Origin of the sequence: Akkermansia muciniphila (assembly GCF_030848305.1) — a bacterium.
Lineage (GTDB): Bacteria > Verrucomicrobiota > Verrucomicrobiia > Verrucomicrobiales > Akkermansiaceae > Akkermansia > Akkermansia muciniphila_A.
On the sequence record NZ_CP114598.1, the window covers coordinates 1,549,378 to 1,574,806 of the forward strand.

33 protein-coding genes are annotated in these 25,429 nt (G+C 46.5%); 29 read left to right on the forward strand and 4 right to left on the reverse strand.

The window, feature by feature from the left end; genetic code table 11:
* Positions 1-169: 169 nt before the first annotated feature.
* The 20 genes from O4G22_RS06710 to O4G22_RS06805 all read left to right on the forward strand — a co-directional run bounded on the left by O4G22_RS06710 (position 170) and on the right by O4G22_RS06805 (position 16,064).
* A complete protein-coding gene (locus O4G22_RS06710; RefSeq protein WP_306701324.1) occupies positions 170-1,489 on the forward strand; it encodes an NTP/NDP exchange transporter in 1,320 nt (439 codons plus the stop codon).
* Between the two features lie 576 nt (positions 1,490-2,065).
* Positions 2,066-2,911 carry a PEP-CTERM sorting domain-containing protein gene (locus O4G22_RS06715; RefSeq protein WP_306701325.1) on the forward strand — a complete coding sequence of 282 codons (846 nt, stop codon included), beginning with the start codon at positions 2,066-2,068 and terminating at the stop codon, positions 2,909-2,911.
* Between the two features lie 558 nt (positions 2,912-3,469).
* Positions 3,470-3,748 carry a hypothetical protein gene (locus O4G22_RS06720; protein WP_143245504.1) on the forward strand — a complete coding sequence of 93 codons (279 nt, stop codon included), beginning with the start codon at positions 3,470-3,472 and terminating at the stop codon, positions 3,746-3,748.
* Positions 3,745-5,145 (forward strand): phage portal protein, encoded by a 1,401-nt coding sequence (locus tag O4G22_RS06725; RefSeq protein WP_094135460.1) that lies wholly within the window; start codon positions 3,745-3,747, stop codon positions 5,143-5,145. The genes O4G22_RS06720 and O4G22_RS06725 overlap by 4 nt, the downstream gene beginning before the upstream one ends.
* A 154-nt stretch (positions 5,146-5,299) precedes the next feature.
* Positions 5,300-5,893, forward strand: coding sequence for a S49 family peptidase (locus tag O4G22_RS06730; protein WP_306713973.1), 594 nt, complete (start codon positions 5,300-5,302; stop codon positions 5,891-5,893).
* A gap of 24 nt (positions 5,894-5,917) precedes the next feature.
* Positions 5,918-6,307 (forward strand): hypothetical protein, encoded by a 390-nt coding sequence (locus O4G22_RS06735; RefSeq protein WP_306701327.1) that lies wholly within the window; start codon positions 5,918-5,920, stop codon positions 6,305-6,307.
* Between the two features lie 40 nt (positions 6,308-6,347).
* Entirely contained in the window at positions 6,348-7,184 is an 837-nt protein-coding gene (locus tag O4G22_RS06740; protein ID WP_306701328.1) for a hypothetical protein, read from the forward strand.
* A gap of 118 nt (positions 7,185-7,302) precedes the next feature.
* Entirely contained in the window at positions 7,303-7,551 is a 249-nt protein-coding gene (locus tag O4G22_RS06745) for a hypothetical protein (RefSeq protein ID WP_306701330.1), read from the forward strand.
* On the forward strand, positions 7,544-7,855 hold the full coding sequence (locus O4G22_RS06750; RefSeq protein ID WP_306701331.1) for a hypothetical protein: 312 nt from the start codon (positions 7,544-7,546) through the stop codon (positions 7,853-7,855). The genes O4G22_RS06745 and O4G22_RS06750 overlap by 8 nt, the downstream gene beginning before the upstream one ends.
* The gene (locus O4G22_RS06755; protein WP_306701332.1) at positions 7,843-8,298 is read left to right on the forward strand and encodes a hypothetical protein; all 456 of its coding nucleotides are present in this window, start codon (positions 7,843-7,845) and stop codon (positions 8,296-8,298) included. The genes O4G22_RS06750 and O4G22_RS06755 overlap by 13 nt, the downstream gene beginning before the upstream one ends.
* The gene (locus O4G22_RS06760) at positions 8,295-8,630 is read left to right on the forward strand and encodes a hypothetical protein (RefSeq protein ID WP_306701333.1); all 336 of its coding nucleotides are present in this window, start codon (positions 8,295-8,297) and stop codon (positions 8,628-8,630) included. Before O4G22_RS06755 ends, O4G22_RS06760 begins: the two co-directional genes overlap by 4 nt.
* 220 nt (positions 8,631-8,850) lie before the next feature.
* Complete coding sequence (locus O4G22_RS06765; RefSeq protein WP_094135466.1) at positions 8,851-9,846, forward strand: hypothetical protein; 996 nt, start codon at positions 8,851-8,853, stop codon at positions 9,844-9,846.
* Between the two features lie 159 nt (positions 9,847-10,005).
* Positions 10,006-10,992 carry a hypothetical protein gene (locus O4G22_RS06770; protein ID WP_306701334.1) on the forward strand — a complete coding sequence of 329 codons (987 nt, stop codon included), beginning with the start codon at positions 10,006-10,008 and terminating at the stop codon, positions 10,990-10,992.
* Between the two features lie 47 nt (positions 10,993-11,039).
* Complete coding sequence (locus tag O4G22_RS06775; RefSeq protein ID WP_306701335.1) at positions 11,040-11,561, forward strand: hypothetical protein; 522 nt, start codon at positions 11,040-11,042, stop codon at positions 11,559-11,561.
* 67 nt (positions 11,562-11,628) lie between these two features.
* Positions 11,629-12,003, forward strand: a complete 375-nt coding sequence (locus tag O4G22_RS06780) for a hypothetical protein (RefSeq protein WP_306701336.1) — start codon at positions 11,629-11,631, stop codon at positions 12,001-12,003.
* Between the two features lie 10 nt (positions 12,004-12,013).
* A complete protein-coding gene (locus tag O4G22_RS06785; RefSeq protein ID WP_306701337.1) occupies positions 12,014-12,397 on the forward strand; it encodes a hypothetical protein in 384 nt (127 codons plus the stop codon).
* A gap of 29 nt (positions 12,398-12,426) precedes the next feature.
* On the forward strand, positions 12,427-12,564 hold the full coding sequence (locus O4G22_RS06790) for a hypothetical protein (RefSeq protein ID WP_012420386.1): 138 nt from the start codon (positions 12,427-12,429) through the stop codon (positions 12,562-12,564).
* On the forward strand, positions 12,561-14,681 hold the full coding sequence (locus O4G22_RS06795) for a tape measure protein (protein WP_306701338.1): 2,121 nt from the start codon (positions 12,561-12,563) through the stop codon (positions 14,679-14,681). Before O4G22_RS06790 ends, O4G22_RS06795 begins: the two co-directional genes overlap by 4 nt.
* Before the next feature lies 1 nt (position 14,682).
* Complete coding sequence (locus O4G22_RS06800) at positions 14,683-15,462, forward strand: hypothetical protein (RefSeq protein ID WP_306701339.1); 780 nt, start codon at positions 14,683-14,685, stop codon at positions 15,460-15,462.
* Entirely contained in the window at positions 15,459-16,064 is a 606-nt protein-coding gene (locus O4G22_RS06805; RefSeq protein ID WP_306701341.1) for a hypothetical protein, read from the forward strand. Before O4G22_RS06800 ends, O4G22_RS06805 begins: the two co-directional genes overlap by 4 nt.
* Positions 16,065-16,080: 16 nt before the next feature.
* Here O4G22_RS06805 and O4G22_RS06810 read toward each other — a convergent pair whose 3' ends face one another.
* Positions 16,081-16,818 carry a hypothetical protein gene (locus O4G22_RS06810; protein WP_306701342.1) on the reverse strand — a complete coding sequence of 246 codons (738 nt, stop codon included), beginning with the start codon at positions 16,816-16,818 and terminating at the stop codon, positions 16,081-16,083.
* A gap of 53 nt (positions 16,819-16,871) precedes the next feature.
* Positions 16,872-17,348 (reverse strand): hypothetical protein, encoded by a 477-nt coding sequence (locus O4G22_RS06815; RefSeq protein ID WP_155844508.1) that lies wholly within the window; start codon positions 17,346-17,348, stop codon positions 16,872-16,874.
* Between the two features lie 239 nt (positions 17,349-17,587).
* Here O4G22_RS06815 and O4G22_RS06820 point away from each other — a divergent pair, with 239 nt between their 5' ends.
* Positions 17,588-18,511, forward strand: coding sequence for an IS1595 family transposase (locus O4G22_RS06820; RefSeq protein ID WP_306702429.1), 924 nt, complete (start codon positions 17,588-17,590; stop codon positions 18,509-18,511).
* Positions 18,512-18,538: 27 nt separating this feature from the next.
* Here the strand turns inward: O4G22_RS06820 and O4G22_RS06825 are convergent, their stop codons facing one another.
* On the reverse strand, positions 18,539-18,784 hold the full coding sequence (locus O4G22_RS06825) for a helix-turn-helix domain-containing protein (RefSeq protein ID WP_128154504.1): 246 nt from the start codon (positions 18,782-18,784) through the stop codon (positions 18,539-18,541).
* A 123-nt stretch (positions 18,785-18,907) separates the two neighbouring features.
* Between O4G22_RS06825 and O4G22_RS06830 the strand changes: the two genes are divergently transcribed.
* The 5 genes from O4G22_RS06830 to O4G22_RS06850 all read left to right on the forward strand — a co-directional run bounded on the left by O4G22_RS06830 (position 18,908) and on the right by O4G22_RS06850 (position 22,702).
* Complete coding sequence (locus O4G22_RS06830; RefSeq protein WP_306701343.1) at positions 18,908-20,227, forward strand: PEP-CTERM sorting domain-containing protein; 1,320 nt, start codon at positions 18,908-18,910, stop codon at positions 20,225-20,227.
* A gap of 169 nt (positions 20,228-20,396) precedes the next feature.
* On the forward strand, positions 20,397-20,603 hold the full coding sequence (locus tag O4G22_RS06835) for a hypothetical protein (RefSeq protein ID WP_306701344.1): 207 nt from the start codon (positions 20,397-20,399) through the stop codon (positions 20,601-20,603).
* On the forward strand, positions 20,596-20,865 hold the full coding sequence (locus O4G22_RS06840) for a hypothetical protein (protein ID WP_306701345.1): 270 nt from the start codon (positions 20,596-20,598) through the stop codon (positions 20,863-20,865). Before O4G22_RS06835 ends, O4G22_RS06840 begins: the two co-directional genes overlap by 8 nt.
* Positions 20,866-20,876: 11 nt before the next feature.
* Positions 20,877-21,944 (forward strand): hypothetical protein, encoded by a 1,068-nt coding sequence (locus tag O4G22_RS06845; RefSeq protein WP_306701346.1) that lies wholly within the window; start codon positions 20,877-20,879, stop codon positions 21,942-21,944.
* A gap of 236 nt (positions 21,945-22,180) precedes the next feature.
* Positions 22,181-22,702, forward strand: a complete 522-nt coding sequence (locus O4G22_RS06850; RefSeq protein ID WP_306701347.1) for a hypothetical protein — start codon at positions 22,181-22,183, stop codon at positions 22,700-22,702.
* On the opposite strand, the gene O4G22_RS06855 is transcribed toward O4G22_RS06850, so the two are convergent.
* Positions 22,692-23,162, reverse strand: a complete 471-nt coding sequence (locus O4G22_RS06855; protein ID WP_306701348.1) for a hypothetical protein — start codon at positions 23,160-23,162, stop codon at positions 22,692-22,694. The two genes, O4G22_RS06850 and O4G22_RS06855, sit on opposite strands and share 11 nt — an antisense overlap.
* Positions 23,163-23,220: 58 nt before the next feature.
* Between O4G22_RS06855 and O4G22_RS06860 the strand changes: the two genes are divergently transcribed.
* The 3 genes from O4G22_RS06860 to O4G22_RS06870 are packed head-to-tail and all read left to right on the forward strand — an operon-like array spanning position 23,221 to position 25,417.
* On the forward strand, positions 23,221-23,724 hold the full coding sequence (locus O4G22_RS06860) for a winged helix-turn-helix transcriptional regulator (RefSeq protein WP_306701350.1): 504 nt from the start codon (positions 23,221-23,223) through the stop codon (positions 23,722-23,724).
* Positions 23,721-24,704, forward strand: coding sequence for a phage terminase large subunit family protein (locus tag O4G22_RS06865; RefSeq protein WP_306701351.1), 984 nt, complete (start codon positions 23,721-23,723; stop codon positions 24,702-24,704). Before O4G22_RS06860 ends, O4G22_RS06865 begins: the two co-directional genes overlap by 4 nt.
* Positions 24,659-25,417 (forward strand): terminase gpA endonuclease subunit, encoded by a 759-nt coding sequence (locus tag O4G22_RS06870; RefSeq protein ID WP_306701352.1) that lies wholly within the window; start codon positions 24,659-24,661, stop codon positions 25,415-25,417. The genes O4G22_RS06865 and O4G22_RS06870 overlap by 46 nt, the downstream gene beginning before the upstream one ends.
* Positions 25,418-25,429 lie beyond the last annotated feature (12 nt).

The following is a 25,429-nucleotide window of genomic DNA, read 5'->3' on the forward strand; positions in this document are numbered from 1 at the left end:
TCCTGACGGGGCGGAAAACATGAGGAAATGGGATGCCCCATCATAATCCGGCTTATCCAGCAAGTCCAGTTGGAAGGAGAAGCTTCGGCAGGGAGGCGAAAAAAGGCGGATTTTTTTGGGAACGGGAGATTTAAGTGAAAAAATCTTCCGGCTATGGTACATTCCGGGCATGCCCAGAGGAATGAAGGAACGCCTGTGCCGGAGTCTGGAAAAGGCGCTGCATGTGGAACCCCGTGAATTGCCTGCCGCAGCGGGGGGAATTGTTCTGTTTTTCCTGCTGTTCCTGGCCTATTCCATGTTAAGGCCGGTCCGGGAGACGATGGGCATTGCCGGAGGCGTTCAGAATTTGCAGTGGCTTTTTACGGCTACTTTTGCCGCTTCCATAGGGATCCAGTTTTTATTTGGGTGGGCATCCTCAAAAGTGCGGAGAAAGGCCATTCTTCCGTGGACGTACGGTTTTTTCATTCTTAACCTGGTGGTTTTTGCGGCGCTTGTGCTGGCATGCCCGGGAAATATCTGGACGGCCCGTTCGTTTTATGTGTGGCTGTCCGTATTTAACCTGCTTACCGTTTCCGTGGCGTGGAGCGTGCTGTCGGACGTCATGAAGCCGGGGCAGATGAAACGCCTGTTTGCCCTGATTGCCAGCGGAAGCAGCCTTGGGGCCATTGTGGGGCCGGCGGTGACGGCCGCCCTTGCCGGCGTGGCCGGCCATCTGTGGCTGTTTCTTGCTGCCGCTGTTTTTCTGGCGCTGGCGATGCTGGCGGGAATGTATTTGCACCGCTGGCGTGACAGGACTTCCCCGGAAGGAGCGGGTGTGGGGATTCCTCTTCCGGCCGACTGCCGGGAACGCCCTCTGGGAGGGAATCCTTTTGCCGGGGCGTCTGCCGTGTTCCGGTCTCCCTTCCTGATGGGCATCGGGCTGTTCATTATCCTGCTGGCCGGGACCAACACGTTCCTGTATTTTGAGCTGATGAGCGTTGTAGCGTCTTCCTTCCCTGATCCGGTGCGCCAGACGCAGGTATTCGGAGTACTGGACGCCGTTGTTCAGGGGTGTACCATGCTGCTTCAGGTATTTCTGGCGGGGCGTATTGTTCGGAAATTCGGATTGGCGGCATTGCTGGCGGCTGTCCCCGTTCTTATTTCCCTGGGTTTTGTCTGGATGGCTTTCGCTCCGGTATTTGCCGTCGTGGCCATAGTGATGGCGGTACGCCGCATCGGGGAATACGGAATGGTGCGTCCCGGCCGTGAAATGCTGAATTCCGTATTGTCCCCTGAAGAAAAATACAAGGCCAAGAGCTTTATTGATACGGTCCTTTACCGTGGCGGCGACGCCGTCAGCGCATGGCTGAAGAGCTTCTTTAACGTGTTGGGCTCCCATTCCCCGTGGGCCATGCTGGCCGGAGCCGCCATTTCCCTGCTTTGGGCGGCCACCGGCTTCCTGCTTGCGCACAGGTTCCGGAAGATGGCCGGAGTTCAGGGAAAGGAATAATCCCCATGACGGGGAATTCTCCGTCTTGTCCGGATACGGCCTGCTGTTGCGGAATTTTTTTCAGGTCAAGGCTGGCGTGATGCCCTTAATGCGGCGGAAGCGGCAGGGGGAAAACAGATGTTTTTTCCTCCCGGTGACAGATTATTTCTGGAATATTTTTTTATTTGACGGCGGTTTCCGATGTGGCGCCGACATTCGGATTCTCAATCCGCTCCATGAACCGGCTTAGAGGGGAAATTCCATGTACAATATCTCCTGCGGCATCCAACCACCATTTCGATGTTTATCATAATTTGTTTATATTAAAAAGATTGTATTTCTATCAACAAGGTGTCGAGAAAATCAGCCTGTCTAAAAAACAATAGAGGATGCCTGGCACGGAAGGATTTCCTTTGGAGGAGAAATCATCCTGAAAACAGCTTCTCGATGATACTTAAATTGTTTTCCCACAATATTTAGTATTGATTTCGGATTGAGAATTCGTTATTGGGTTCAAAGCCTCTTCGGGTGAAGCAGGCTAGTCATCGTTTCGTTAGATGAATCAATCATTACTCCTATTATTATATTCCTCTGATAATGAAGAAGACACTCATTACGCTCATTGCTCTGGCGGGAATAGCTCATGCCGATTTCACATGGAATGGCGGCAGTGACATTACCCAGCAGCTTTGGCAGACAGAATCCAGCTGGATTATCAGCGAGTCAGATTCCTGGCCGGCAGCCGGAACCGGCCCCGGCACGCCCCAATCCAATGCCTGGTCTCTTATTTCCGTTTCCAATGCGAGCGGTTCCATCACCCAGCTGGAAGGCTGGACATTGAAGCTTGCCCTCAGCAACGGCTCGGATTTGACCGTAGGGAACGTCAAGAAATTCCAAGGGGGCTGTTCTATTGACATTGATCAGTCATCTGCGCTGACCATCAATGGTTTTAGCGGCGGCAACGACGGCGAGATCACGACGTTGAACAACTACGGCACCTTTAACCTGGCTTATTCCAAGAGCCAGGGAGGTGGAGGCTTTAACGTCAATTTGGGAGCCACGGGCGTGATGAACCTTACTTCTTCCAACGGTAATTCATACAATGCCAGGATAGCAAGCCTGACTGCTACGCTGACTCTTGACGGAGGCACCGCCAGCGGAGTAACCGCCGACGGACATCAAATCCTGACCCGGAATCTGGTTTCCCTGGGGGATAATATGTCTTTTGACGGCACGAACACTTCCCTGGAAATGCTCAGCGGCATTGCAGGCGTTGATACCCTCACTGCGGTGGACGATTTGACTAATGCCGAAGTAGGTTCTTATATGGTTACCAAGAATGGGGACGGGTACAGCGTTTCCTATGTGGTTCCCGAACCTGCAGCGGCTTCCCTGAGCCTGCTGGGCCTGGTTGGCCTGGCGATGCGCCGCCGCCGCAAGTAACGGCAAACTTGGATTTCTGTTTCCATGCAGCTCCCTTCCGCGGTTAACGGAAGGGAGTTTTTTATTATTTAACGGAAGGGCGGCATCTTTCCGGAAGATGTCCGGGCAGAACGGGAGAGGGAAGCCGGGAGAATGCACACGCATGGGTCTGTTTTCCCCCGGAGGATGCCGGAACGGGATTAGCTCCTGCTACTGTTCTACAAACCTGCGGGAAAGAAAAGGTCTCCTGATATTGCCGAGGATAACCGCTTCTTTTCAAGAGAAGTGGTAGGCCCGGTAGGAATTAATATATTTATTTACAATAATATATTATAAAATGTGTTCATTATTGTGATAATGTTGAGCACACGGAAGGATGAAAAATAGTCTGAAATAGGCCGAAAAAGGGAGTCTCCTTGAGCGTAGAGGCTCGAACTGGGTCATGGGTCATCTGTGTTTTTGCATGCATGGAGTTGAAAAATTTCATGCAACTATTCCAACAATGCAACGGGAAAAGTATAGTTTCAGGTGAAAGCCTGCGTGTCTTCCGTAGAGGAAACGCAACGGGGCCGCATTTGTATGTTACGGATTGCAAAAGCTCTTTATGTCTGGGGAGCGGTGGACATTGATGAACGCATACCCCGTTTGAAAGAAGCTTTGGATAAGGCTGTTGAAGATATCATTGAAAACCAGGGAAAGGAAATCACTCAAGGGAACGTGGGGGACAGTTCATTCCAGTTCGCGCCAGGTTCCATGACTATTGATTTATGGGTGGAAGCTTTGGGGATGGCTATTCGTTCTCTTGAGCATGGCCGGTTTGAAGGAGGGAATAACGTTGCAAGGATAGTGTTTCGATGAAAGCAGGAAATGTCCAGATTTTGGATCAGTTCGGCCGGCCGTTTTCAAGCCGCCCCATTTACAAGAGCGGCAGTTATGATGACGGGCTGCAGCGGCTTCCGAATTATCTCAAAGAACCGGAACAGCTTTCCGGGAGCCTTACCCGGAAGAACCTCATTTCCGCGTCCCGTCTGTTGTACAAGAACAACGGCGTTGTAAAAGGCGCCGTGAACATGAAGGCTGAATACTCTATCGGGAAAGCGTTTCTGTTCAAATCTCTGTGCAAGAATCCGGAAGTTGCGGCGAAGTATGACGAGTACATCAAGGCGTTTTACAAAGTTGCATGCGTGAACGGAAAGAATTTTCACTCGCTCCTGTATCTGATCTCCACCGCCATCGACATTGATGGGGATTGCTTTGTAATGTTGACGGAAAGCAAGACGGGGTTTCCTCAACTGCAATTTATCCGGGCAAACCGTGTTTGCTCTCCTAAAAATGGCCTTATTGACTCCGGAAAATATAAGGGATTGAACGTGCTGCACGGCGTCATAACCAATCGCATGGGACGTGAAATCGCTTATTGGTTGGACGGCGACGAACCAGGGGGAGGTGAAATCATCCCGGCATCCTCAATACTTCATATCGTGGATGACGACTTTCTTTCCACCTGCCGGGGCGAGCCTCTCTTCTCTCATGGCCTCAAGGAATTCCGATACATTGATGATATCAATACAGCCGAACTTGGGGCCATGAAGATTGCGTCACAAATTGCCCTGGTAAAAAAGAACGAAACGGGAGAAGTTGACATAACGCAGGCTTATGCCAAACCGTCCAATAATGGGGAGGTGCTCATCCGTAATACTGGTGATAAGCAAATTGTATTTTTGAAGTCTGAAGATTCCCTTGACTCCCTGAAGATTGAGCGCCCCTCTCCGAACTACATGAGTTTTTCAGAACGGCTTCTGAAGGGCGTTTTATCCGGGGTGGGCGTGCCCTATGATATCGTGGTCAATCCGGACTCAAGCGGCGTTGGGAACAGAATGTCTCTGTCCAAATTTGACAATACCACGCGAGATCGGGCCACGCTGCTTGAAGATGCTGCCAGACTGCTTGTACAGTATATCTTGGCCGTAGGTATCCAGCGGGAGGACATCCCGCACGCGGAAGGCTGGTGGAACATGATGTTCAGCCGCGCCAAGCGTCCAAGCGTAGACATGGGCCGCGACTCCAACAGCCAGTTGAAAGAGTACAACGCCGGTATTAAAAACCTCACAGAAATCTGTGAGGAAAACGGAACGCAGGTTGAGGACCATTTGAGAATACGTGCCAGGGAAGCCGCCATTGCGGAGAAGTTGCGCCGTGAAGCTGAAGCAGAATTTGGAGTAGAAATCTCTCCGGATTATATCAGGAAGTTTTAATGTGATGAAACCGTTATATTGTGAAGAAACTGCATGGCTGGCGAAGATTCGCCAGCGGAAGAGCCTGGAACCGAAAGCCGCAGGGAATCCGGATTTTGACTTCTCATTTTTCATCCAGACACGCCAAAAAGCGCGGGTAATTGGGTCATCCTTGGTGATTGACGTGATTGGGCCTCTATACGGTGACGGCGTGCCGTTGAATGAAGTCTTGGGCGGCACGAATTATCAGTCCATCGTGAAGGAAATAAAGGGTGCTGCCGGGAACATTGATGAAGTTGTTTTCATTTTTGACTCTCCGGGAGGTGACGTGCAAGGCTGTCATGAAACAGCAGAATTGATTAAATCTCTGCCAGTGGAAACAGTGGCTTATGTCAAAGGCATGTGCTGCTTTGCCGCCTATTATTTGGCTTCCGCTTGTGATCAAGTGGTCGTGACGGAAACGGCGCTGGTTGGCAGTATCGGGACGGTCATCAGCCTGTGGAATGCCAAGAGTGAGGAAATATTGACCATCACGAATGATGATGCTGTTTTCAAGCATCCGGAAACCCCGATGAATACGGAGGCAATCGCCTATTACAGGGATTTGTGCAACAAGATCGCCGGGCGGTTTCAGGAATTTGTGGCTTCAGGACGTCCCGGTTTATCTGCGGATGCGTTTTCCGGCAAGGTTTTTGTGGCGGAAGATGCTGTTTCCTTGGGCCTGATTGATGATGTAATACCCTGGGTCGATTTTCCTGGAGTGGTATGAAAACGCAACGGTTTTGTCATAAGTATGGCACTATTCAAATCTGATCAAAATATCGTTGATGCGCTCAAACAAGAGCTTGCCCCTTTTGGGGCAGAAATGAAGAATGGGATTAAAGAAATCCAATCCTCTATTAAAGATCTTTGTGAGCGTGTCGAAGCCCAGGAAAAGGAGAATGTCAAGCTCCACGCATCCGTTGCCCTCAAGAAAAACCAGCTTGAGGAAGAAGCCGATACGAAGGCGAGCCAGAAGGCCGCTGAAATGGTGGCTGGTATGGGACATAAAGCCGTAGTGGATAAGCCGGAAGACGGCGAAGAAAACTCCTCTATCCTGGAGCAGTACTCAGCTCTTTCCGGAGAGGAACAGAGGAAGTTTTATGCTGCTCATAAGGATGAGTTGGTAAAACTTTGCAAGTAATCAATAACAATATTAACGATTAAAACCATTTTTTAGAATTATGGCTCTTTCAGATGCTCACAAGATAGTTATTCACAGTGAAGTCATTTCTTCTTTGCGTAAAGCGCTGGCTCCGCTGGAATACTTTAAGAAGGATTTCCGAATGGAGTATGCTTCTGAGATTAAATTCAAGAATGTAAAAGCCGCCGGAAATATTACTGAAAACCCTTCTGATTACCAGACGGATAAAGAAAATGAAGGGGATTTAATCCCCCTGTCACTTATTGAACTCCATCAACCCTGGCGCATTACGCACGCCGAAAAGCGGAATGGGTGGAAATTGGCGGATTTGGCAAAAACGAACGCTACGGCGTTTGCCAATAACTTGAACAAGCGCATACTTTCCCTTGTTACAGCGGATGGAGCCAAGGTTATTGGTACGGCTGACGCTTTCACAAAGCGTAAGTGCATCAACCTCAGCGGAGACGTAGAATCCGACGAACCTCGCCTTTTGCTGGTGCCTGATTATTACCGAGCTATTCTTCCGGAAAATACGACGGAATTCCGGCTTGATGGAGGCGCTTACGGATTTGATTCCATCCATAAGGTCAAGACCTCCGTCTTTGCTGATAACGTAGTCGGTATTTCCTATGATGGAGGTGCGGTTGCTGTTGGTTCCGCCCTTCCGGAGATCGACGAGGCTTTCAAGGATGATATCCATTCCGAGGTCATTCAGGTGGAAGGTCTTGCTGGTCTTTCTATCCTGTTTTGCACTTGGCTTGATTTGAAAACTCGCGCGGAATGGGCTTCTCTGGGCCTGATGTTCGGGGCAAAGATTCTCGAGGCTGACAAGGTGAAAGGATACGTTGCCGCTGCTGTTGCGTCAGATGAAGGTTGATTCATGCTGGTGTTTACCGTCCCGGATTTGTCCGGGGCGTTTTTTTGTGCAACGCACCGCCATTTGTATGAGATTCACAGAGGCTGCCAACGTTGCTCACCGGAGTATTAACCGGGTATTGCCACAGACAGAAATTGTCTACAATGGCCAGACGTACCGGGGGTACATGAATTCCCGGGACATAACCATTGAACGCCAGGAAGGAGGGTATTGCAACCAGCGTGACCGCATCATTCACATCCAGACAGGGGACGCTTTTCAGATTGGGGGGCGTGTGGGGTGCGAAGGGATGAAATTCAAGATTACCACCGTCATAAGTAATTGTGTTTACAAGGTATTAACTTTATCAGCCGATTTATATGAGTAGCATGGAAGTCCGGATAGATGTGAAAGGAATGGATAGTGCCTTGAAAAAGGCGAAAACGAATATTGAGCGTTTCGGAAATTTATATACTACGTTGCTTGCCTACAATACCGCTAGCGGGATGTGCTTTAACGCCACTCTTCCGCTGGGAAAAAATCGCAAATCAAAGGTTTCCGGAAGAAAATCCGGGGAAGGGTCTGTCAGCCGGGACGTTTCCCGCGCCGGGCGCGGTGTTGGATCGTTTATCAACCAACTAAAGGAAAGAGACATAAAAAGGCAAGACAGGTTGTCGGCATGCTTTCTTTAAAGGCAGATCCTCAAAAGGCTGCCGAAGTGGCGACGGATGTTTTTGGGCAGGTTGTGCGCTTTTATCAGAGTTACAGCCCGGAATTTCATACTTCTGCCCGGAAGAATGGTTGTGTGTCCTCCTTTACTGGGAATGTCGTGCTCAATAGAAAGAGTACGGAGAACTATAAGAATAAGGTATTCAAGCATATCGGGAAGGCAAAATCAGGGTGGCTGATTAATACTTCTTATGGATGGGCTGCTCGTGCGCCTCAATGGATTGCGCGGCATGGGAAAAACGGGACAATCAAGAAGTTGCCTGATGGAAGTGTCGAAATAGAAAATAATCTGTCTTATGCCTCGGAGGCTATGCTTAAGGCGCTTGTACCGTTTGTCCAAACCAAGGCATTGCAGGCCACGAACTTGAAATTGCACCATGAGTGGCAAAGGAGAAACAGGGTATGATTATGGATCGTGTCATCAGTCATTTGAGGAATTCCGGGTTTACTGTCTACAAAGCCGGGAATAACAGCGACATAGAACGGAAGCCCTGCGTCGTCATAGGCATGGCCGGGTATACTCAGCCTTGGGCGCCTTTGCCCGCCAGGGAATATACGCTTTCCATGATTCTGATCAATAACCGGTCTGATTCGGAAATGGAACGATCCCTTGTGGAGACGTTATTCCGGCTGGATTGTGGTGAACAGTGTGATTTTTTCAATATTACGGATTATTCCGCTGCCCTGGATGATGATGACTGGGTAACTACTTGGACATTGCGTTATATTGAAAGATAGTTTTGTACTATTTTGATAATCAATGGTTGTGTTTCTTGTACTCCTTCATATCCTTTATTTCCGGCTTGGTTATCGTGCCGTTTTAGTCTTTTTGCTCACGTTCTGAATGTGGGTTGAACTACGCGTTAAACGTGTTGATGGGGAGCGAGAAATCTTTCAAAGTTTTGATGAACTGAATATTCAGTTCATTCAACAATAAACGATTAGAAAACATAACATTATGGCTATATCAACAATACCATTCCACCCGCTCGACGCCGAGAATAATCGTCGTTACAAGGTGACGAAAAAAGCAGCTCCAAAGATTGCCTGGCATAAGACAGAAGAAACAGGTTCCCACGATTGGGAAGGCTATATCCGCGTCGAGACCACTAGGGAATGTTCCTTTGTTATTCAGATAGATGACACCGGTTACCTGGAAATCAATGGAGAGAAAGTCGTGGAACTCAAGGGCAGCAATGCGTCAAAGAAAGCCGAGGGTAAGAAGAACCTCAAAAAAGGCTTCCACTACGTCAAGCTCCACCACGAAAATTTGAAAGTCCCAGAGGCAATCGCCCCTTATCCCAATGCAGAGGAATTCGTCCCTCAAATGAATGGGGCAGATTTGGAACTTTGGGAAATTGATGCGCCTAAGAACTTGATGACAAAGGAAGAAGCTCAAGAACTGCTGAATAACTACAAACCGGTAGGTTATGGGGAAGGCGGCAAGAGTACGGATGGTGTATGGGCATATATAGGAGGTGGCCTTAACAAGGCTCATCTCAAGGAAATCGCTGATAATATTCCGATGGATGCCCGGCAGTATTACAACAGTTGTGCCTTACGTGTAAGTATCGCTCTCGGCCGTTCCGGTACTTCTCTGGCGGCAGTGAGGGATGAAGGCGGAAAATTGGCCGCTACCAATATTACGTTGATGGATCCTCCCGGTAATCTTGGAGCTCTGAATCCGGACTACATAGAAGGAGGGGACACATCAAATTTGCGTAAGCATGTTGTTTTGAGTGCTGCCGTTATGACCAAGTATTTCAAGGATAAATATGGGGCAGCAGATTACACCGATGACTGGGAGGATGCCTACTCCACCCCGCAGGAAGGTGACATCCTCTTCTTTGGAGACACAAGCCATACAGGTATTGGTCCAGGGAACAATTTGGCTATTGGAAGCTATAATCACCAGGCTCTCTGGCTTCTATATCGGGAAACCCTGGAAGAATAACCTTCCGTGATAATCTCGTTTATTTCACAAGGCGGATGCTCACACATCCGCCTTGTTTTTTTAAGGAACGATACGCATATTGATGTAATGCACGTAAGGAAGAATAGCAGACTGATCTTTATCCTGACGATTCTGTTCCTCATAGGCATGGATAGCGCCATGGCCGACAGTCCTGATGCCCCCCTGATGAGTGAAGAGCAAATCAGAGCCTGCCAGCAAGGTAATATGGATGTTCTTGCTTCCTACTTGGGGCCTGATAATCCTGTCATTATGGTCTGTGAATACAAGGCTGAATGGGAGCCTCCTACGTCAAAATCAAGCAAGGGCGCTCTGACTACATACGCCACGGTTGTTAGGTCAGTGGACGATGGTTTTCCTGTAGGGACTAAGATAAAATGGATAAGTTACTTAGAAGGTTCTATTTCGCAGCAAATGCTTGAACAATGCCTGTCTAAAGAAGGTAGACTGTCTTACATCATTAACCCTTGGAAAAAGCAACGGGAGGAAGAGTGGGATATAGTCCATGCACAGGACGATATTCCAGAAGTATCATACAGTTTCAACTTTCTTATTGCCTATCCTTACTATTATAATAACCTGCGAGCCATGCTCGACATCCCTATTCAACCCGTCACTTCTCCTCGTGTTGCCACGCAGACGGACATTGACAATGAGCATGATAACTTCCTCCGTGGGACGGCCCGGCAGTTGCGCCAGAACGACATTGTCCTAGCGGTTGTCATTTATAAGACGGTGGAAACTACCCAGGAGACGATATTCTACGCCCGCGTCATTCAGTCCCTCCGGGGAGACATTCCTGTAGAAGCCCTGGTTCAGTGGAGAGGGGCGGCGAATAATCTCCCTGTGGGCGGCTCTCCTAAAACAGAACTGTATTCGAGTTGTAATCTGAGTTATGTTCTTGCGACTTCAAAGGAGGTAGAAAAACTGCTGTGTACGCCGGAAGATTTTATTCCGGCTGACAGCATTTATGGACTGGCTTCCTACAATTTGGGAAATGACGTCAGTTTTTTCCCGATGACGGAGAGTAACTCAGGCCGCGCCATGAAAAAGCTCCTCCGTATCGAACCGGCCAAAATTACTGAAGAATCGGAGGCGGCCCGCTTCCAGCCGGAATCCGGCGAGTAATCCGGTTTTCTCTCTACGCTTCGATTTTATTTGAATCATCCCCGTTCATGAAATATGAGCGGGGCTTTTTTGTGGAGGAGGTTCATTCTCCTGTTTTTTGGGGGGCGGAAGCGCAACGCGCGGCCATTTGTATGGCAAAAGCATTTGATTTTATCCAGCACGGGGAAGGTATTTTCGGACTCAATTATTCCGGTGAACAGGAATTCGGAGCTATCATTTCTTCCGTTAGTTATTCATGGTCGGCCAAAGGTGATGTAGAACTTACTGGGGACAAGGGATTGATGGAGGGAAACACGCTTTATGATTCCCGCTGTGAAATTACTTGGGAAGCCTATATGAGAAAGACTGGCACGGAAGTGCCCCACATTGGCGATATTGTTGATGTGCATGCTGATGTCTTGAATCTCTGCATCAAGAATTCCGGTGAAGAAATTCCGGCAAAGGTGACTAAGGCCATCTGCAAGAGCGTGGATGTGAAGATGGAGACGCAGAATTATAGGAGTTTCACGGTTAAAGCTACTTATGGCCCTAATATCGTTGCTCTGAATCCGGATATTGCTTCCGAATGACAAATTTAAGGGGGTGAGCTTCACGCCTCCCCTCGCCTCAAACAAAAAATAATATAATAGACAGAACATGAATAATATAATCAATATTGAAGATGTTAATCTCGCCAGCGCTTTGCTCGCTGCTACAGCCCCTATTGCCAAGCGGGCGGAGATAATCATTACAGACCGGGGAGAACGGAAGGTTTTTTATTTTACGGACACCCTGGAGACGCGGGAAATGATCAGGAAGTGGAAGGATCCTGATTTCGTGAAGAACAATCCGGAAGATCCGTTTGCGCTGGTCAAGGCGGCCTTTGATTGCCGCCGCGGCATTCTGTCCGGCCTTTCCCGATTCCGGAAAATAGCCTGCATCCGTTCCAGGGATGGGGAGAAGGTCGCCTTAATTCCGGAGAATTGTCCGGAAGAGGATAAAATGGAAATCATGGGGCGTTTGAACTCTTGAGTGTTGGAATATGATGAAAGATGAGGAAAAAGCCTTGAAGCTCCGTCCCCTGTCTATTGGGAGCATGGAGCTGATGCAGCGGTTTAACTGTGGATTCATGGACGGGAGCATGAATCTGGGCTGCATTGTGGAATATATTTATATTCATACGGAGGATATTGAAACGCTTGAGTCCATGAGCCTTGAAGCGTTTAAGGAAGCCGTCCGAAGATTCAAATATGAATTAAGCCCTGATGAAATGCAGCGTATTTCCTCCCTGGTAGGGATGCAGGCGCAGCAGGTTGATGAAGCCGCTTTTACTGTTGAGGACTCCAAAAAAAAACGGGAGGGGACAGGCCGGACTATTTTATCCAGGTGGTTTGGGCGATTGCGTCGAAAACGGGTTATCCCTTAAATTACATTAAATATGATATTCCCTACAGCATGATCCTGCAGTTCCTGATGAGCGAGTGTGTTGCAAATGGCGTAAGCTGTTATTACACCCATGCCCGGAAGGTGGATCATGCTGATTTGGAGCGTTTGGACGCTCTGTTTAACAAGCCTGTTGATGTTGAAGAATGAGTGCCGTAAAATTTAAATTCTCCGGAGATTCTTTGGAATTGCTCAAAGAACTGGAGAACATTAAGGAAAAGATCCGCGAGACCTCGGGGCAGGCGGCAAATATGCGTGTTGCTAAGGGCGGTAAGACTGACGTAGAGGGATTGGGGGCGTCTTTCAAGAAGTTATTGCCTGCAATTACGGCTGCCGGCGCTGCCGCGGCAGGATTTGGGGCGGCATGGAGCGCTGTCAAAACAGGAATCAAGGACGCGATGGATGATGAATACATGGCGGTACAGTTATCTTCCTATACAAAAAATATTGAGTCGGCCAGGGATTTGCAGTCCCAGCTTGATCATCTGGCGGCAAATGGCGTTGTTAGCCTGGACGATTTAGGGAAAGCCGCGCAAAACCTGGCCATGCATTTCCGGACAAATAATACGGCTATCATGAGCTGGTCGGAAGTTTTTGCAGATATTGCCGCGTCCGGAAAGATTTCCGCAGAGCAGCTTTCCAATTCATGGGCGAAGGTGATGGCAAACGGATTTGCCGACTCACGGGCCATTAACCAGCTGCAGAATCAGGGCATTCCCATTATCAAGGCTTTGGCGGAAGAAGTGGGCGTGGCGGAAAGACAGGTTGTTGAGCTCGCCAAGAAGCGGGAAATTTCCGCTGACCAGTACGTGAACGCCATGAAGAAAATGCGTTACGCGGAATTTTCCGGGAAGAATTCCGCATTGTCTAATACGACCATCGGTTCATGGGAAACGCTCAAGGCGACTTTTGAAAATGCTATGGGGGATCTGGTGAGTGATAATGTCTCAAAAACGGCCGGGCTTTTTCAGTACCTGACAGCTCGAATAGAAGAGGCCTCCGAGGTTGGTTTTCATTTTTACGCCATGAATCAAGAGAATTTATCTCTTTTTGAGATCATGTTATCTAGAGTTCAGGCTGGTTTTGCTGGTCTTACAGGGATTTTTGTGAATGGGAAGTGGGAAAATCCATATCAAGAGGGGTCGTATGACCAAAGGAAAAATCTGATTGATTACGGTTCATCTGATAAAATCAGGGAAGAAATATCCAAGGCCAAAAGCAATGATGAAATTGAGCTTGTTCAGGAGCGGCTAGGTAAAGAATGGGATGATCTTATTAAACAGCGCGGCATCCGTCAGAATTATATTGCAAACGATGGCGTAAACAGTGCAGAAGCAAAGGCGGAAATTGAGGCTATTGACAGGATGATTGCCGCCCGTCAAGAACTTCTTGAGGAAATAGAAGAAGGAGTTTTGTGGAGGGAGAATGAGAAGCAATCAATTAAAGAGATCGTAGAAAACAATCAGAAGGAAGCGAGGGCTGCCGCTGATTTGAACGATGCAATGGAGAAGCTTAATGAAACAAGAGATAAAGCAAATAAGCAAAAGCCTAAAAAGAAACAGGATGATTTATCAGTCGATGGTCTAAAGAAACAGCTTGAAGACGAATTAGCCGCTGTTCAACATATTTCCTTGGATGATTTGGAAGAGGAATTGAAATTACTTGAAAAAGAATTCCAAGCAGGAGCTTTAGATTTTAATACAGCCACGAGATACGAAAAGCTGTTATCTGTTGCTGACTCCATCCGGGAAATTAACGCTCAATTAAATAAAAAGAACAGAGCCGTTAATGATGTGAGACAGGATGCGCAGGAAGAAATTGCCATCATGCAGGCCGAACTTGACGGCGAAAAGAAAAAACGTCGCGAACTGGAAAAGCAGCGGGATGTGCGGAAGGAAATGCAATCCCTCGTGAAAAGCGGCATGAATGAGCATGACGCCCTGGGGCTGGCGGAACAGAAGGTTTCTCTGACATACAAGATTGAGGACAAAAGGGAAAGGGAGAAAAAGGAAAAAGAGGATTCCAGGGCGCGGGCGCAGGAAATATCCGATGCGTTTAAAACACGGTTTGACGCAGTACAGCAGACGCTTTCAAGCGTATCCCGTGTGAGGTCTGGTTTCGGTTCCCTCTTTAACCTGGTGGGGAAGGGGGATGCCGGCCTTTCCGCTGCCGTGGACTCCCTCACAAAGGAAGTGCAGACTTCCAACGGATACCTCAGGACGATTGCGGAAAAGGCCGAGAAAGGCGGTGTTGCCCTCTTTAGCTGACATGAACAAGGATATTAAACACACAGGCGGGTACGGATGGCAGGGAGACTTTGAAGCATCCATGTCTGATGATGGCTCCTGGTCGGCAAGCGTTTCTTACGTGGCGCTCCCCGGGGAGAAATTCACGCCTTCTTACTCTCTGCATTGTCATGTTCCGGGCTTCACGGATTTGACCCTGTCCGGTTACCAGCATTCACGGATGGCGGATTTGTGGAAAACATCCTGTACCTTTAAAAAAGACGCTCCGCAGGAGGATGAAGATCCTGACGATCCGGAACCCGGAGATCCGGACACATGGGACTTTGACCCCAAAGACACGAAAACCACCTGGGAATTTACGGCCGGCGTGGCGAGCAAGAGCATCTTTGACCATCCGAATTTCAAATCCATGTTTCAGGATAATCCGGATCTGAAGAAAGCTTATGAAGCAATTATGTCGGGCCGCGTGGATATTGAATCATTGAAGATTGATTCCAGGCTGAAAAGGAAAGATCCGTATGATTTCGGCCTGGGGGGTGTTAAATACTCCCAGGAACTTTCTGACTTGTTCAACAAGATCATTAATAAGGGAATCACTGACTATTACACAAGATCCTGCTCCTATTCCATCACGACCACGGAAGGAAAGGGGCCTGATGCCGCCCTTCAATCATTGATTTCTGCGGGAGGCGGCAATTTTGTAAAGATGGGGGAAGACAAGAATACCTATGGGCGGAACATGGAAACCACGCAATCCTTCTCCCAGATTTTGGAAGAAGGAATTTTGATTATTGGCTCATGATCTGGACAAACGATTTACGGATTAACACGGACATTACGCCGGATGCCGGTAGCCACCAGGCCTACGGGACATACAGAGTGAACCGTACCGTCTCGCAATCGGAAATTGTTCCCATTGCCGGGTTCCGGCGTCCCAAATGGGCGGCCGCGTCAACCAATCCCAATGCTCCCGGCATGGTGGCGACGGGTTATAAAATCTCCCTGCATTCTCCGACGGCTTACAAGGTCACCGTAACGTACTCCTATCCATCCGAAGGTGTCAAAGAGGATGAGGAGGGCAACCCATCCTCGGATGATCCGGAAGGCGGAGGTGAGGCGAGCGAGAAATACAAAGTCAAGATCAGCGACCGTTCAAATATGACTCTTGAACCCTTGCTGAGCTATTACAAGCTGCGGAATCCGGACGGAAGCAGCAAATATCCGGAGGGGGATATGCTGATTCTGGCCGTTTATTTGTCCGGCGGCCTTGTCATGTGCAGCAATGGACAGTACCGGCTGAAATGCGAAAAAGACGAAACGCCGGGACATATTCAATTGCCCGTTACGCCCATCACACCGTATATCACGCTCGGGTATAAAAAAATATGGGATCTACATACTTGACTAACCATCCAACAGATCACTTCCAATATTCTAATAATATTGCCGCTAAAACTGATCCGACAGCACCAAGAACAATTGTTATAATTGTTGATAAAATAAGAGTGAAAACAGGTCTTCTTTTTACAAAATCCAAGATTTGATAATATCTTTCTTTATGTATTTTCTTTAACTCAATTTGAACTTTATCAATAATACTTCTATCGATCCTTGGATTTTCATTATGAGTTATATCATGAACACAATCATCACATAACTGCGGTTTATTAAGAGAATGAATTATATCTGTTTTAATACCACACATGTCATATAGACATCCTCTTGTTTCATCATGAGCAAAATTCGTTGGTTCATGACGTGTAGGAATACGATTTCTATATCTTTTATACAATATAGATATAGAATATAAAACCCTTAGAATAAGATTTTCTAGTGAAATATTATATATTGTCAATATATCTACCATTTCATGATAGGTCAAACATACTCTATTATCAGAAAATCTTCTTGCGAAATAATTACCTTCTAGAGGAACATTTGTAATTACAATCAAAATATCCTCACTATTTCTTTGAGGAATAATACTTACAAGATTAGAATCACTATAACTCCAATCTGGACCATCTGAATCGGTTGTAATTGGATATTTTCCTACTTCTCTTTCAATTTTAAATAAACAAGATTTCCATTTTATTATTTTTGAAATATCAATTAGATACGGCAAGTGCCCTAAAACAGCCAATTTTATTTTTATCATAAGATTGGTAAAAAATTATATATTGTAATTTAGTGAACTGAAGATAAGTAGTTTTATGGTTCTTGGTAAAAATTGCCTTTGGTTATACCGAATTGTTTACACAATCTTTCAAAAAATGGATCTTTTGTGTTGCAGACTTCTTCCATCAAAGATGTATTTTCTTCTATTATGGTGCTTTTCTCGAAAGTATCGCTTAGGCAAAAAGACATTAAAACGACTACGGAGCGCCATCCAAAAGTCAAGGTTGGATGGTGAATATATTGATTTATAAATAAATCATGAAGTAAATTTAAACGACGTAATAGTTCATCACATTGTTCTTCTGATAAAGAAGGGTTTGGGTCATTCATCAAATAATTTTGAATGAATTTTGAATAATCAATATTATCATTTTGAACTATTTTACTAGATTCAATAGATTGTTTTTGTATTTCCTTCGATAGGGTAACAATAATACTTGTTAGTTCGGTAAAATTAAAAATTTGATTGCCGTTTAAACGCATACCATATGATGAAAAAGAAGAAAGCAAAAGTCAAGCCATTTTTACTCATTCTCCATATAGTCCAGACACATGCCTAAGTGTACGTTTATCCTAATGACTATTAAATAAAGCTCCGTTAATTTTTATACCTTTAAATTCTGAGAACAATTTTCTACTCGCCCAATATGGGTAAGAAAATTGTAATACAAAATAATTCTCAATACGCTGAAAATAAACGCGTACGAACCAGTCAAAACACGACAAAATTTCCCTATCACAACAAAGATATGGGAAAAACTAAGTTCAAATATACTTCCTTATATGAGTTCTTCTCCAAATTTCCTAATGAGGAATCTGCTCGGAAATATTTTGAGTTAAAAAGATGGAATGGTCATGTCCGTTGTCCTCATTGTGGTTCCAATCATATCACCGAATGTAAGGACCAAAAACCGATGCCTTATCGCTGTAAAGATTGTAGAAAGTTCTTCAGCGTCAGATTCGGTACAATTTTAGAGGAATCCAAATTGCCTCTTCACAAATGGTTGATGTGTATGTATCTGTTGGCGACTTCCAGAAAAGGCATTTCCTCCATCCAGATTTCAAAAGAACTTGGAATCACTCAGAAGACTGCCTGGTTCCTCTGTCACAGGATTAGGGAAGTTTGGATGAAGGATAAAAAGGAGAAGTTGGACGGTATTGTAGAAGTAGATGAAACCTTTATCGGAGGTAAGGAATCCAACAAACACTTTTCCAAGAAGCTGAACAAGGGAAGAGGCTCGGTCGGTAAATTGATTGTGATCGGGGCCAAACAGAGGAATGGAAAGGTGATCGTCAAACATATCGACGATACTTCCGCTTACAATTTACAAGGATTCATTGGAAAACATGTTGAGAGGAATTCCAATGTGTTTACGGATGAGTTCAAGTCTTACAAGGGACTTGTCGGATTTGTCCATGAGTTTGTCAACCATAAGGGGAAACAGTATGTCGATGGAGAGGTTCATACCAATTCCATTGAAAGCTTCTGGTCTCTACTAAAAAGAGGTTACTATGGCGTTTACCACTATATGTCTCCTAAGCATTTGAAGAGGTATATCCATGAATTTGCCTATAGGCATAATACCTTTAAAGTTGAGATATTGGATTTTATAGGAGACACGATTACTAAGATGATTGGTAAGAGAATGATGTATTGTGAATTGGTAGGTTGAAGAAATTGAACTCTACTTTCCTTGATACTATTCTTTGGAAGACTTCTCCATCACATCATCCAGAAGGCTATGAACATCTATCTGTAGATTTTTACAAATGTTGATGACCTCCGTGAATGTAAGGTACCGTTCTCCTACTTCATATTTGTTGACAAAGGTATGAGGAGTATTCAGGAGTTCTCCCAAGTCCCGTTGAGTCATATTCAACTCTAAACGTTTTTCTTTTAATATTTTACGAAGATTTTTCTCTTCATTACTATTTCTGTTCCTCATTTTGGAACAATAACAGAGAATGAGATTGTACCAAATTTAGGTACAAAAGTGTTTACAAGTCATTCGATATTCGGTAATAGGTCTTCAATGTTCCTAAAATGGGAACAAACCTAGATAAGAACTATGAAGACATTATCATCAGTAAAGGCCTTATTCATTTCCCTAAGCCTATTGGTTTCATACACCATCCCCTATTGTTTAGCGGCAAAAACTGCCTACGTCACGATTGATGGAGATATTATAGAAGATGACGAAAAACATCATAATACCTCCTCAAATGTTTCATGCGCTTTATTGATTTCTTCAGGATCTTCCTATACCGGAACTAATATTGTAATTTCTACAGTTTGTAGATCTAATTCTTTTGGGGATGCGGCGATTTACTCAAAAGGAGGAAAATTTCTCAATTTAGGAGCGAATTATGGTTGGTCCTCAGTTACCGTATCAAAGGGAGGCGTTTATGGTGTTTACAGTTCAGCGATCGAACTGAGTGACATGACCGAAACATCTACTATCTACAATACGAAAATTTATAATTACTCAGATGGGGGAACAGGTATTCGTCTCTGGAATAATTCAAACCTTCTCCTTGATAATGTAGAAATTTATAATGCCTCAGATACGGCGATCCACGCGAGTAGAAACGCTACAATATCAAATAAAGGCAATGGAATTATCAGAATATCAACAACAGGAGATAATAGGGCTTCTATATCCGCAAGCGGAGATTCAAAAGTAACTCTTTATAATACACATATTGAAAATAAAAAATCCAGTACCAGTGGGGTCTTGGTTGGAGATAGTAGTACTATATCTCTTACAAATTCATCTATTTCTTCAGTTAATAACAACACACTGATTTCAGGTGCAGGAAATCTAGAAGTTAGCCTTAGTAACGTGGATTTGTCTAAATCTAAAAATCAGAGAATATCCGCTTCATCTGACTTAACTGTTAATATTCAGAATGGTACTTCTTTCGATGGTTACACTTCTCAAGAAAATGATGGTTCAATTAACATAAATTTAACAAAATCAAGTTGGAACATAACTAAAAATTCTAATTTGTTTTCTCTATCACTAAATGAAAATTCATTTTTAACATTTAACTTCGGGAATGGAGATAAGTTCTACTACATATCCGCTGGTTCTGTTTTCATGGATAAGAGTAGTCAAATAAGGCTTGATCTTGATGAGACGAAAATTTTGAGTATGATCTCTTCCGGTGATGAATTCCAACTATTTTCGGGCGATTTGACGAATTATAATCTTTCAGATATTGATATGTTCAACTCTGACGGATCATATAAATTAACTTATGAAGAAGGGGAATCGGGAAAGGGATGGTTCAAATTAATAGGATATGACGTTGTTCCCGAACCATCGACTTCTACCATGAGTCTATTAGGAATTGTTTGTATTCTCCTAAAGAGACGGAGGGTTTGATAGAAAAAAGGAAGATCGTAAGTTGATCTTCCTTTTTTCTATATTGTTCACCTTCAAATAATTAGGATATAATGAAAATATTATAAAATAGTTTGGTTAGTCAAGTATGTAGGTCCCAAAAATATCACAGAACAATACGGTCATCACGAAAACCTACACGGCGCGCCGTGTGGAACCGTCCAAGGTGGAACGCGTGGGTAAGATTGTCCAGGGCGGCGAGTTTGGAGGCGCAACGAATGTGCAAGGGTATAAGCTTGATTACCTCTTTACCCGGTATTCCGTCCACAAAGTAGGCAATCGGGAATACGAAATTACGGAAGAATACACCCAATCCAACCCCGGAGGCTGGTCTGCGGACCTGTACAAAAATGGATAATATCACCAAGGGCGACCCAATTAAGGCGGATTGGGCCAATGCTCTTACAAATGCCGTCAATGCGGCCGCGCATGGCAAAACAGCCTTGCGCGGTGGCGGCGGACAGAACGTTTTCATTTCCCCTTATCAGCGCGGTTCCCGCCCCCTGGCCTTTGATTTGGTGGAAATCACGGATGATGAGGAAGGTAGCCTTTCCGGCAAGATCTCCGGGGGAGTGCTGTTGTCCGCATACAAAGAGGAACAGGAAAAAAAATATCGCTGAAAACGGAATGCATGGAAATCAGCGAATATGAAGAAACCTTCCAATCAGGCGATCAGGTGTGGGTCCATGTGACCTATGATCCGGACACATGGGAGGCATATGTTGCAATCCTGGAAAAAGGGAAAGAACCGCCGGAGGCAGAAGAGGGTGAGGCCTACATTATTGTTGGCGAGTTTGAGGAACGCGACCAATCCATTATCTACAGGCACAAAGGAATTACCTGTATCAACTGGGATGCAATCAAATGGGAATTTGAGGAATTCAAGCTCAAGACGGATCCTTTGTGCGCTCTGGAACTCAAGGAAGAAGAGAACGAAAAGGAATTGACTCTGAATATTGAATCTTCCAGTGAAGAAGAAGATTTGGGTGCCGACAGCAATTTGAAGGTATGGCTGGTGCAGAAAAAGGGGAAAGGAGAGGGCGGGGCAGAAGATGGGCCGGTCAGGCTTGGCGTGAGAATTAAAGATTCACGGAGTTTTCAGCAGGTGCAGCCGGGAGACGGCCTTGAATGGAAAACGGAAAAAGGGGCGGATGGCCATAACATCCAGACGGAAATCCTGCAGGTCAGGATTGATTCCACGGTTTCTTCTTCAACGGGGCAAGAGGGAAGAATCCCCGTTGACCTGAGTGTGTCGCAGGAGGGATTGAAAGGCGAGGTGGATTTGACAATTGATGATACGGAGAATGATTTATGGGGAGGGTGGAAAATCAAACTGTCCAGGGCCACCAGGGGAGTATTGTCTCTTGCGGTCACTCCTGGAGGCGACGCGGAAGAATTGAGCTTTCGCGCACCCCTGCGGAAAAATGGAGAATACGTTGTGCTGGATTATGAATCTGGTTGGTCTGATGCCGTCAACGGTGTGAAGGCAGGCCTGTTTCTGCGGAATAATAAATTGGCTGTGGAGCTGTACGCAGACACGGAGCCGGATGGCTCTGATAATCTTATAAGCGATTCATGGACGGTGTTGGCTTGCGACAGCGACCACGCAATACGCCTGAGCCGGGACGAAAGCGGGAAAATCTATATCCAGCAGGGGGAATGGATTGTGACCTCCAAAATTTATTCACCAATAAATTAATAAAAATGAATTACGCAATATTCTGTTATAGAGAAGATTATAAATGCCTTGAATTGTGCGTTGGTCAAATCCGCCGCGTTGATCCTGATTGTACGATTTACCTGTTTGACGACGGAAAAGCTTCTCTCGCAAGAAAAGACATCCCCAAGGGAAGGGACATCATTTACAAAAAGACCTATTTTGAACGCAACAGGAACTTGAATGGCCTCGAATGTATCCGCGGTATGTTGTCCTGCATGCGTGATATCCCGGGCCGGGAGCCCATCATCAAAATAGACGCTGATACACTGCTGATGTCCCTTGAAGAAATACGGAAATCACTGTTTGAGCGCAGGAAACTGGCAGGGGGATATCAGTGTGCCGTTCCATTCGCCTGGTCCGGAGTATGTTATTGGGTAACGCGGAAATTCATCAGTGATGCTCTTGATGTCCTGGTAACGCGTGAATTCCCGACACGCAATCAGGATTATCCGGAGGACGTGACCGTTTCCAGGCTGGCCCTGTACCTGTACGGCCGCAAGGGGGTTGATGTCATTGAGTTCCAGGGAGGCAAGTACCTGATCGGCATCAGAACATGTGATTCTGGCCAGTTATCAAAGCTGGCGAAACTGGCCCGCCGCGTGTCTGCCGTTCACTGCGGACAGCAGGATTTTTATGAGCCGATCATCCAGCAATCAGGCTGTACCCTCCGGGAAGCTTGCGCCCGTATCATGTGGGAAATCCTTCACCCGGGTGAACCGGAAGGATTCAGGCTTTGAACAGATCCAGAATCATCTGGTTTTCCTCAAAACATTTCTTTCCCGTGCCGTATGTTTTCATGATTTGTTCCGGCGTCTTTTTCCGCGGTGTCTCCAGCTTTTTGACAGGGCGGCGCTTCATGGCTGCATGTTCCGTCTGCTGCATCATCAGGGAGGGCGGGAGTCCGCTCTCTGCAAGGAATTTGGAAGCAGCGCGGGAAATGGCCGCTTTATGCACGCCCAGTTTCCGCGCCCTCTGGGCCATGCGTTCATTTCCGAGCACGGACGTCAACCCCAGAGCGTATGCCACGCCGAATGCGGTGACATTGGGAGTGCGGCTGTTAATGACGTGATACAGGGCCAGGGACATGATCCGGATCATTTCAAGGGCGCGTTCCCGGAATTCGTTTTCCTGCTCCTGCCCTTCTTCCGGATACTCAAAATCCGTATGTGCTGTGTAGTATGACTGTTGCGGTTCCATGCTCGGTGTATTTACATATCAATATATAATGATACAATAATATGTAAAGAAGGGGATAATGGCAGGGATTTCACAGGCGGAACTTGCCCGGCAATTGGGCGTCAATAAAAGCACGATCACGTACCACGTGAAGCGTGGTCTGACGCATGCGCAAATCCGGGAGCTGATTGAAGCCAGGAGGAAGGAAAATCCAATTGCTGAACCTGCTTCTCCAGAAATTGGGAAAAACGCTCCGGAGGAAGGGGTAGCGGAACTGAGAAAAAGGAAACTTGCTGCGGAAATTACCTACAAGAATTTGCAGGCTGAACAGGCCCGCGTGAAGCTTGAAAAGGATAAGGCCCGGCTGGTGGACATGGAAGATGTGAATGAGCTTGTCGTACATCTGGCCAGTATTACCAAAGGCGTTCTCCAGGCATTTGAAAATAAACTGCCGGGGAAGCTGGAAGGATTGACGGCTGCGGAAATGGTTCCCGTGCTGCGGGAGGAAATCAAGGCCGCCCTGTATTACATTGCGGAAGAATCCAGGGCCCAGATCAAGATAATCAGCCGGGCGGAACAATGAGAGACGTTGAAAAGGCTGTCGGATTTCTGAATCTTTTCGCGGATAACGTATCCGCGGGAATGGACGTGGAGCCGATAGCATGGATACGTGAAAACGTGATAGACCAGCAATCGGCGCGGTCTACCCATATTGATTTTACGTTGAGCCCGTTTCTGCTGGAACCCATTGACAAATTCCTGAATGACGGCACGGTCAGGCACATTAACCTGATGGCTCCCACCGGTTCCGGAAAGTCGACATTGTTCGTCGGCTTGCTTAATTACCTCATTGCCAATGATGCGGGGAATACCTTAGTCGCTTTCCAGAATGAACAGGAAACCTCTGATTTCGCGGAAACGAGGCTTTTTCCCACATTCCGGGATAATAAGGCTTTAAAAAACTTGCTGCCGAAGAAAAGGCATGCGGCCAGGAAAACGGAGATCCTTTTTCCGCACATGAACTTGTGGATGGTCTCCGCTACCAAGGGGCAGTTGCAGTCGAAGTCCTGCCGGTATTTGATTGGTGATGAAATGTGGGCGTGGGAAAAGGGAATGGTCCGGGAGTTCCTGGCCCGCCACCATGACCGGTTCAACCGTAAAATCCTGATGGTTTCCCAGGGAGGGGACAAGGGGACGGACTGGGTGGACGAGTACGAAAAGGGCCGCATCCACCATTACCATTGGCAATGCCCCGGCTGCCAGGAGTGGAATGCCTATGACTGGCGGGATGTCATTTACAGCAAAGAAGAAAATATTGATTGGGAACGTTTTAAGGAATCCGTCAAAATGGTTTGTCCCCGGTGTTTGTACGAAATAGAGGATACTGTACACAACCGACGCCATCTGGCCGGCGGCGGCAAGTACGTGTTTTCCGGCAATACGAGTGCCTTGCCGGAGATCGTGAGCTACAATTTTAATGCTTTGGCCTGTTACTGGGTATCAGGGCGGATTTGGCCGTGGAATGGATACTGGCCAATAAAAAGAAGAGGAACGGGGATGTAGAACCGCTGAAAAAGTTTATCCAGAAGCGGCTTGCTCAAAATATTGTGGATTTGGGAGAGAAAGACGACGTGTTGAACATCCCGCTCACGGCGGAAAGCATGGAGGAGTACGCTGTGGAAAACGAACGGGCGCGCTTCTTAACGGTAGATGCCCAGAAAGGGCATTTTTGGCATACTGTTTACGGCGTGGATGCCGGAGGGGCTTTCCATTTACTTTCAGAGGGGCGTCTTGAAACGTTGGAGGATATTGAACGTAAACAGGCGGAGTTTAACGTGCCTGATCATTGCGTTGCTTTGGACTGCGCTTTTGATACGGATGCTGTGCGGAAGATATGCGGGCTTCATCACTGGTTTTCCATGAATGGGACGGTCAAGGAAGAATATGTGCACAAAATCAGGGGCCGAGGGGTTAAATTGATTTATGCGCCTCTTGAGCGGCACATGGTGGAGGGGATACAATGCCTTCATTTCAATTTTTCTTCCCAGCGGGCGAAGGACGTTCTTGCCGCGCGGATTAAATCGGGGCATTTCAAGGTTCCCCATGATGTTTCTGCCGAGTACATCAAGCAGATGCAGGCTGAAAGCAAACAGGAGTCCATAGACAAGCGCACGGGGAGGGTTTCTCTCAAATGGCTTGCGTCCGGCAATAACTCCCACATGTGGGACTGTTCCTGCATGGCGGTGATTTTTGCCATGATTCACCGGATGATTTAAGCGCAATGGGCG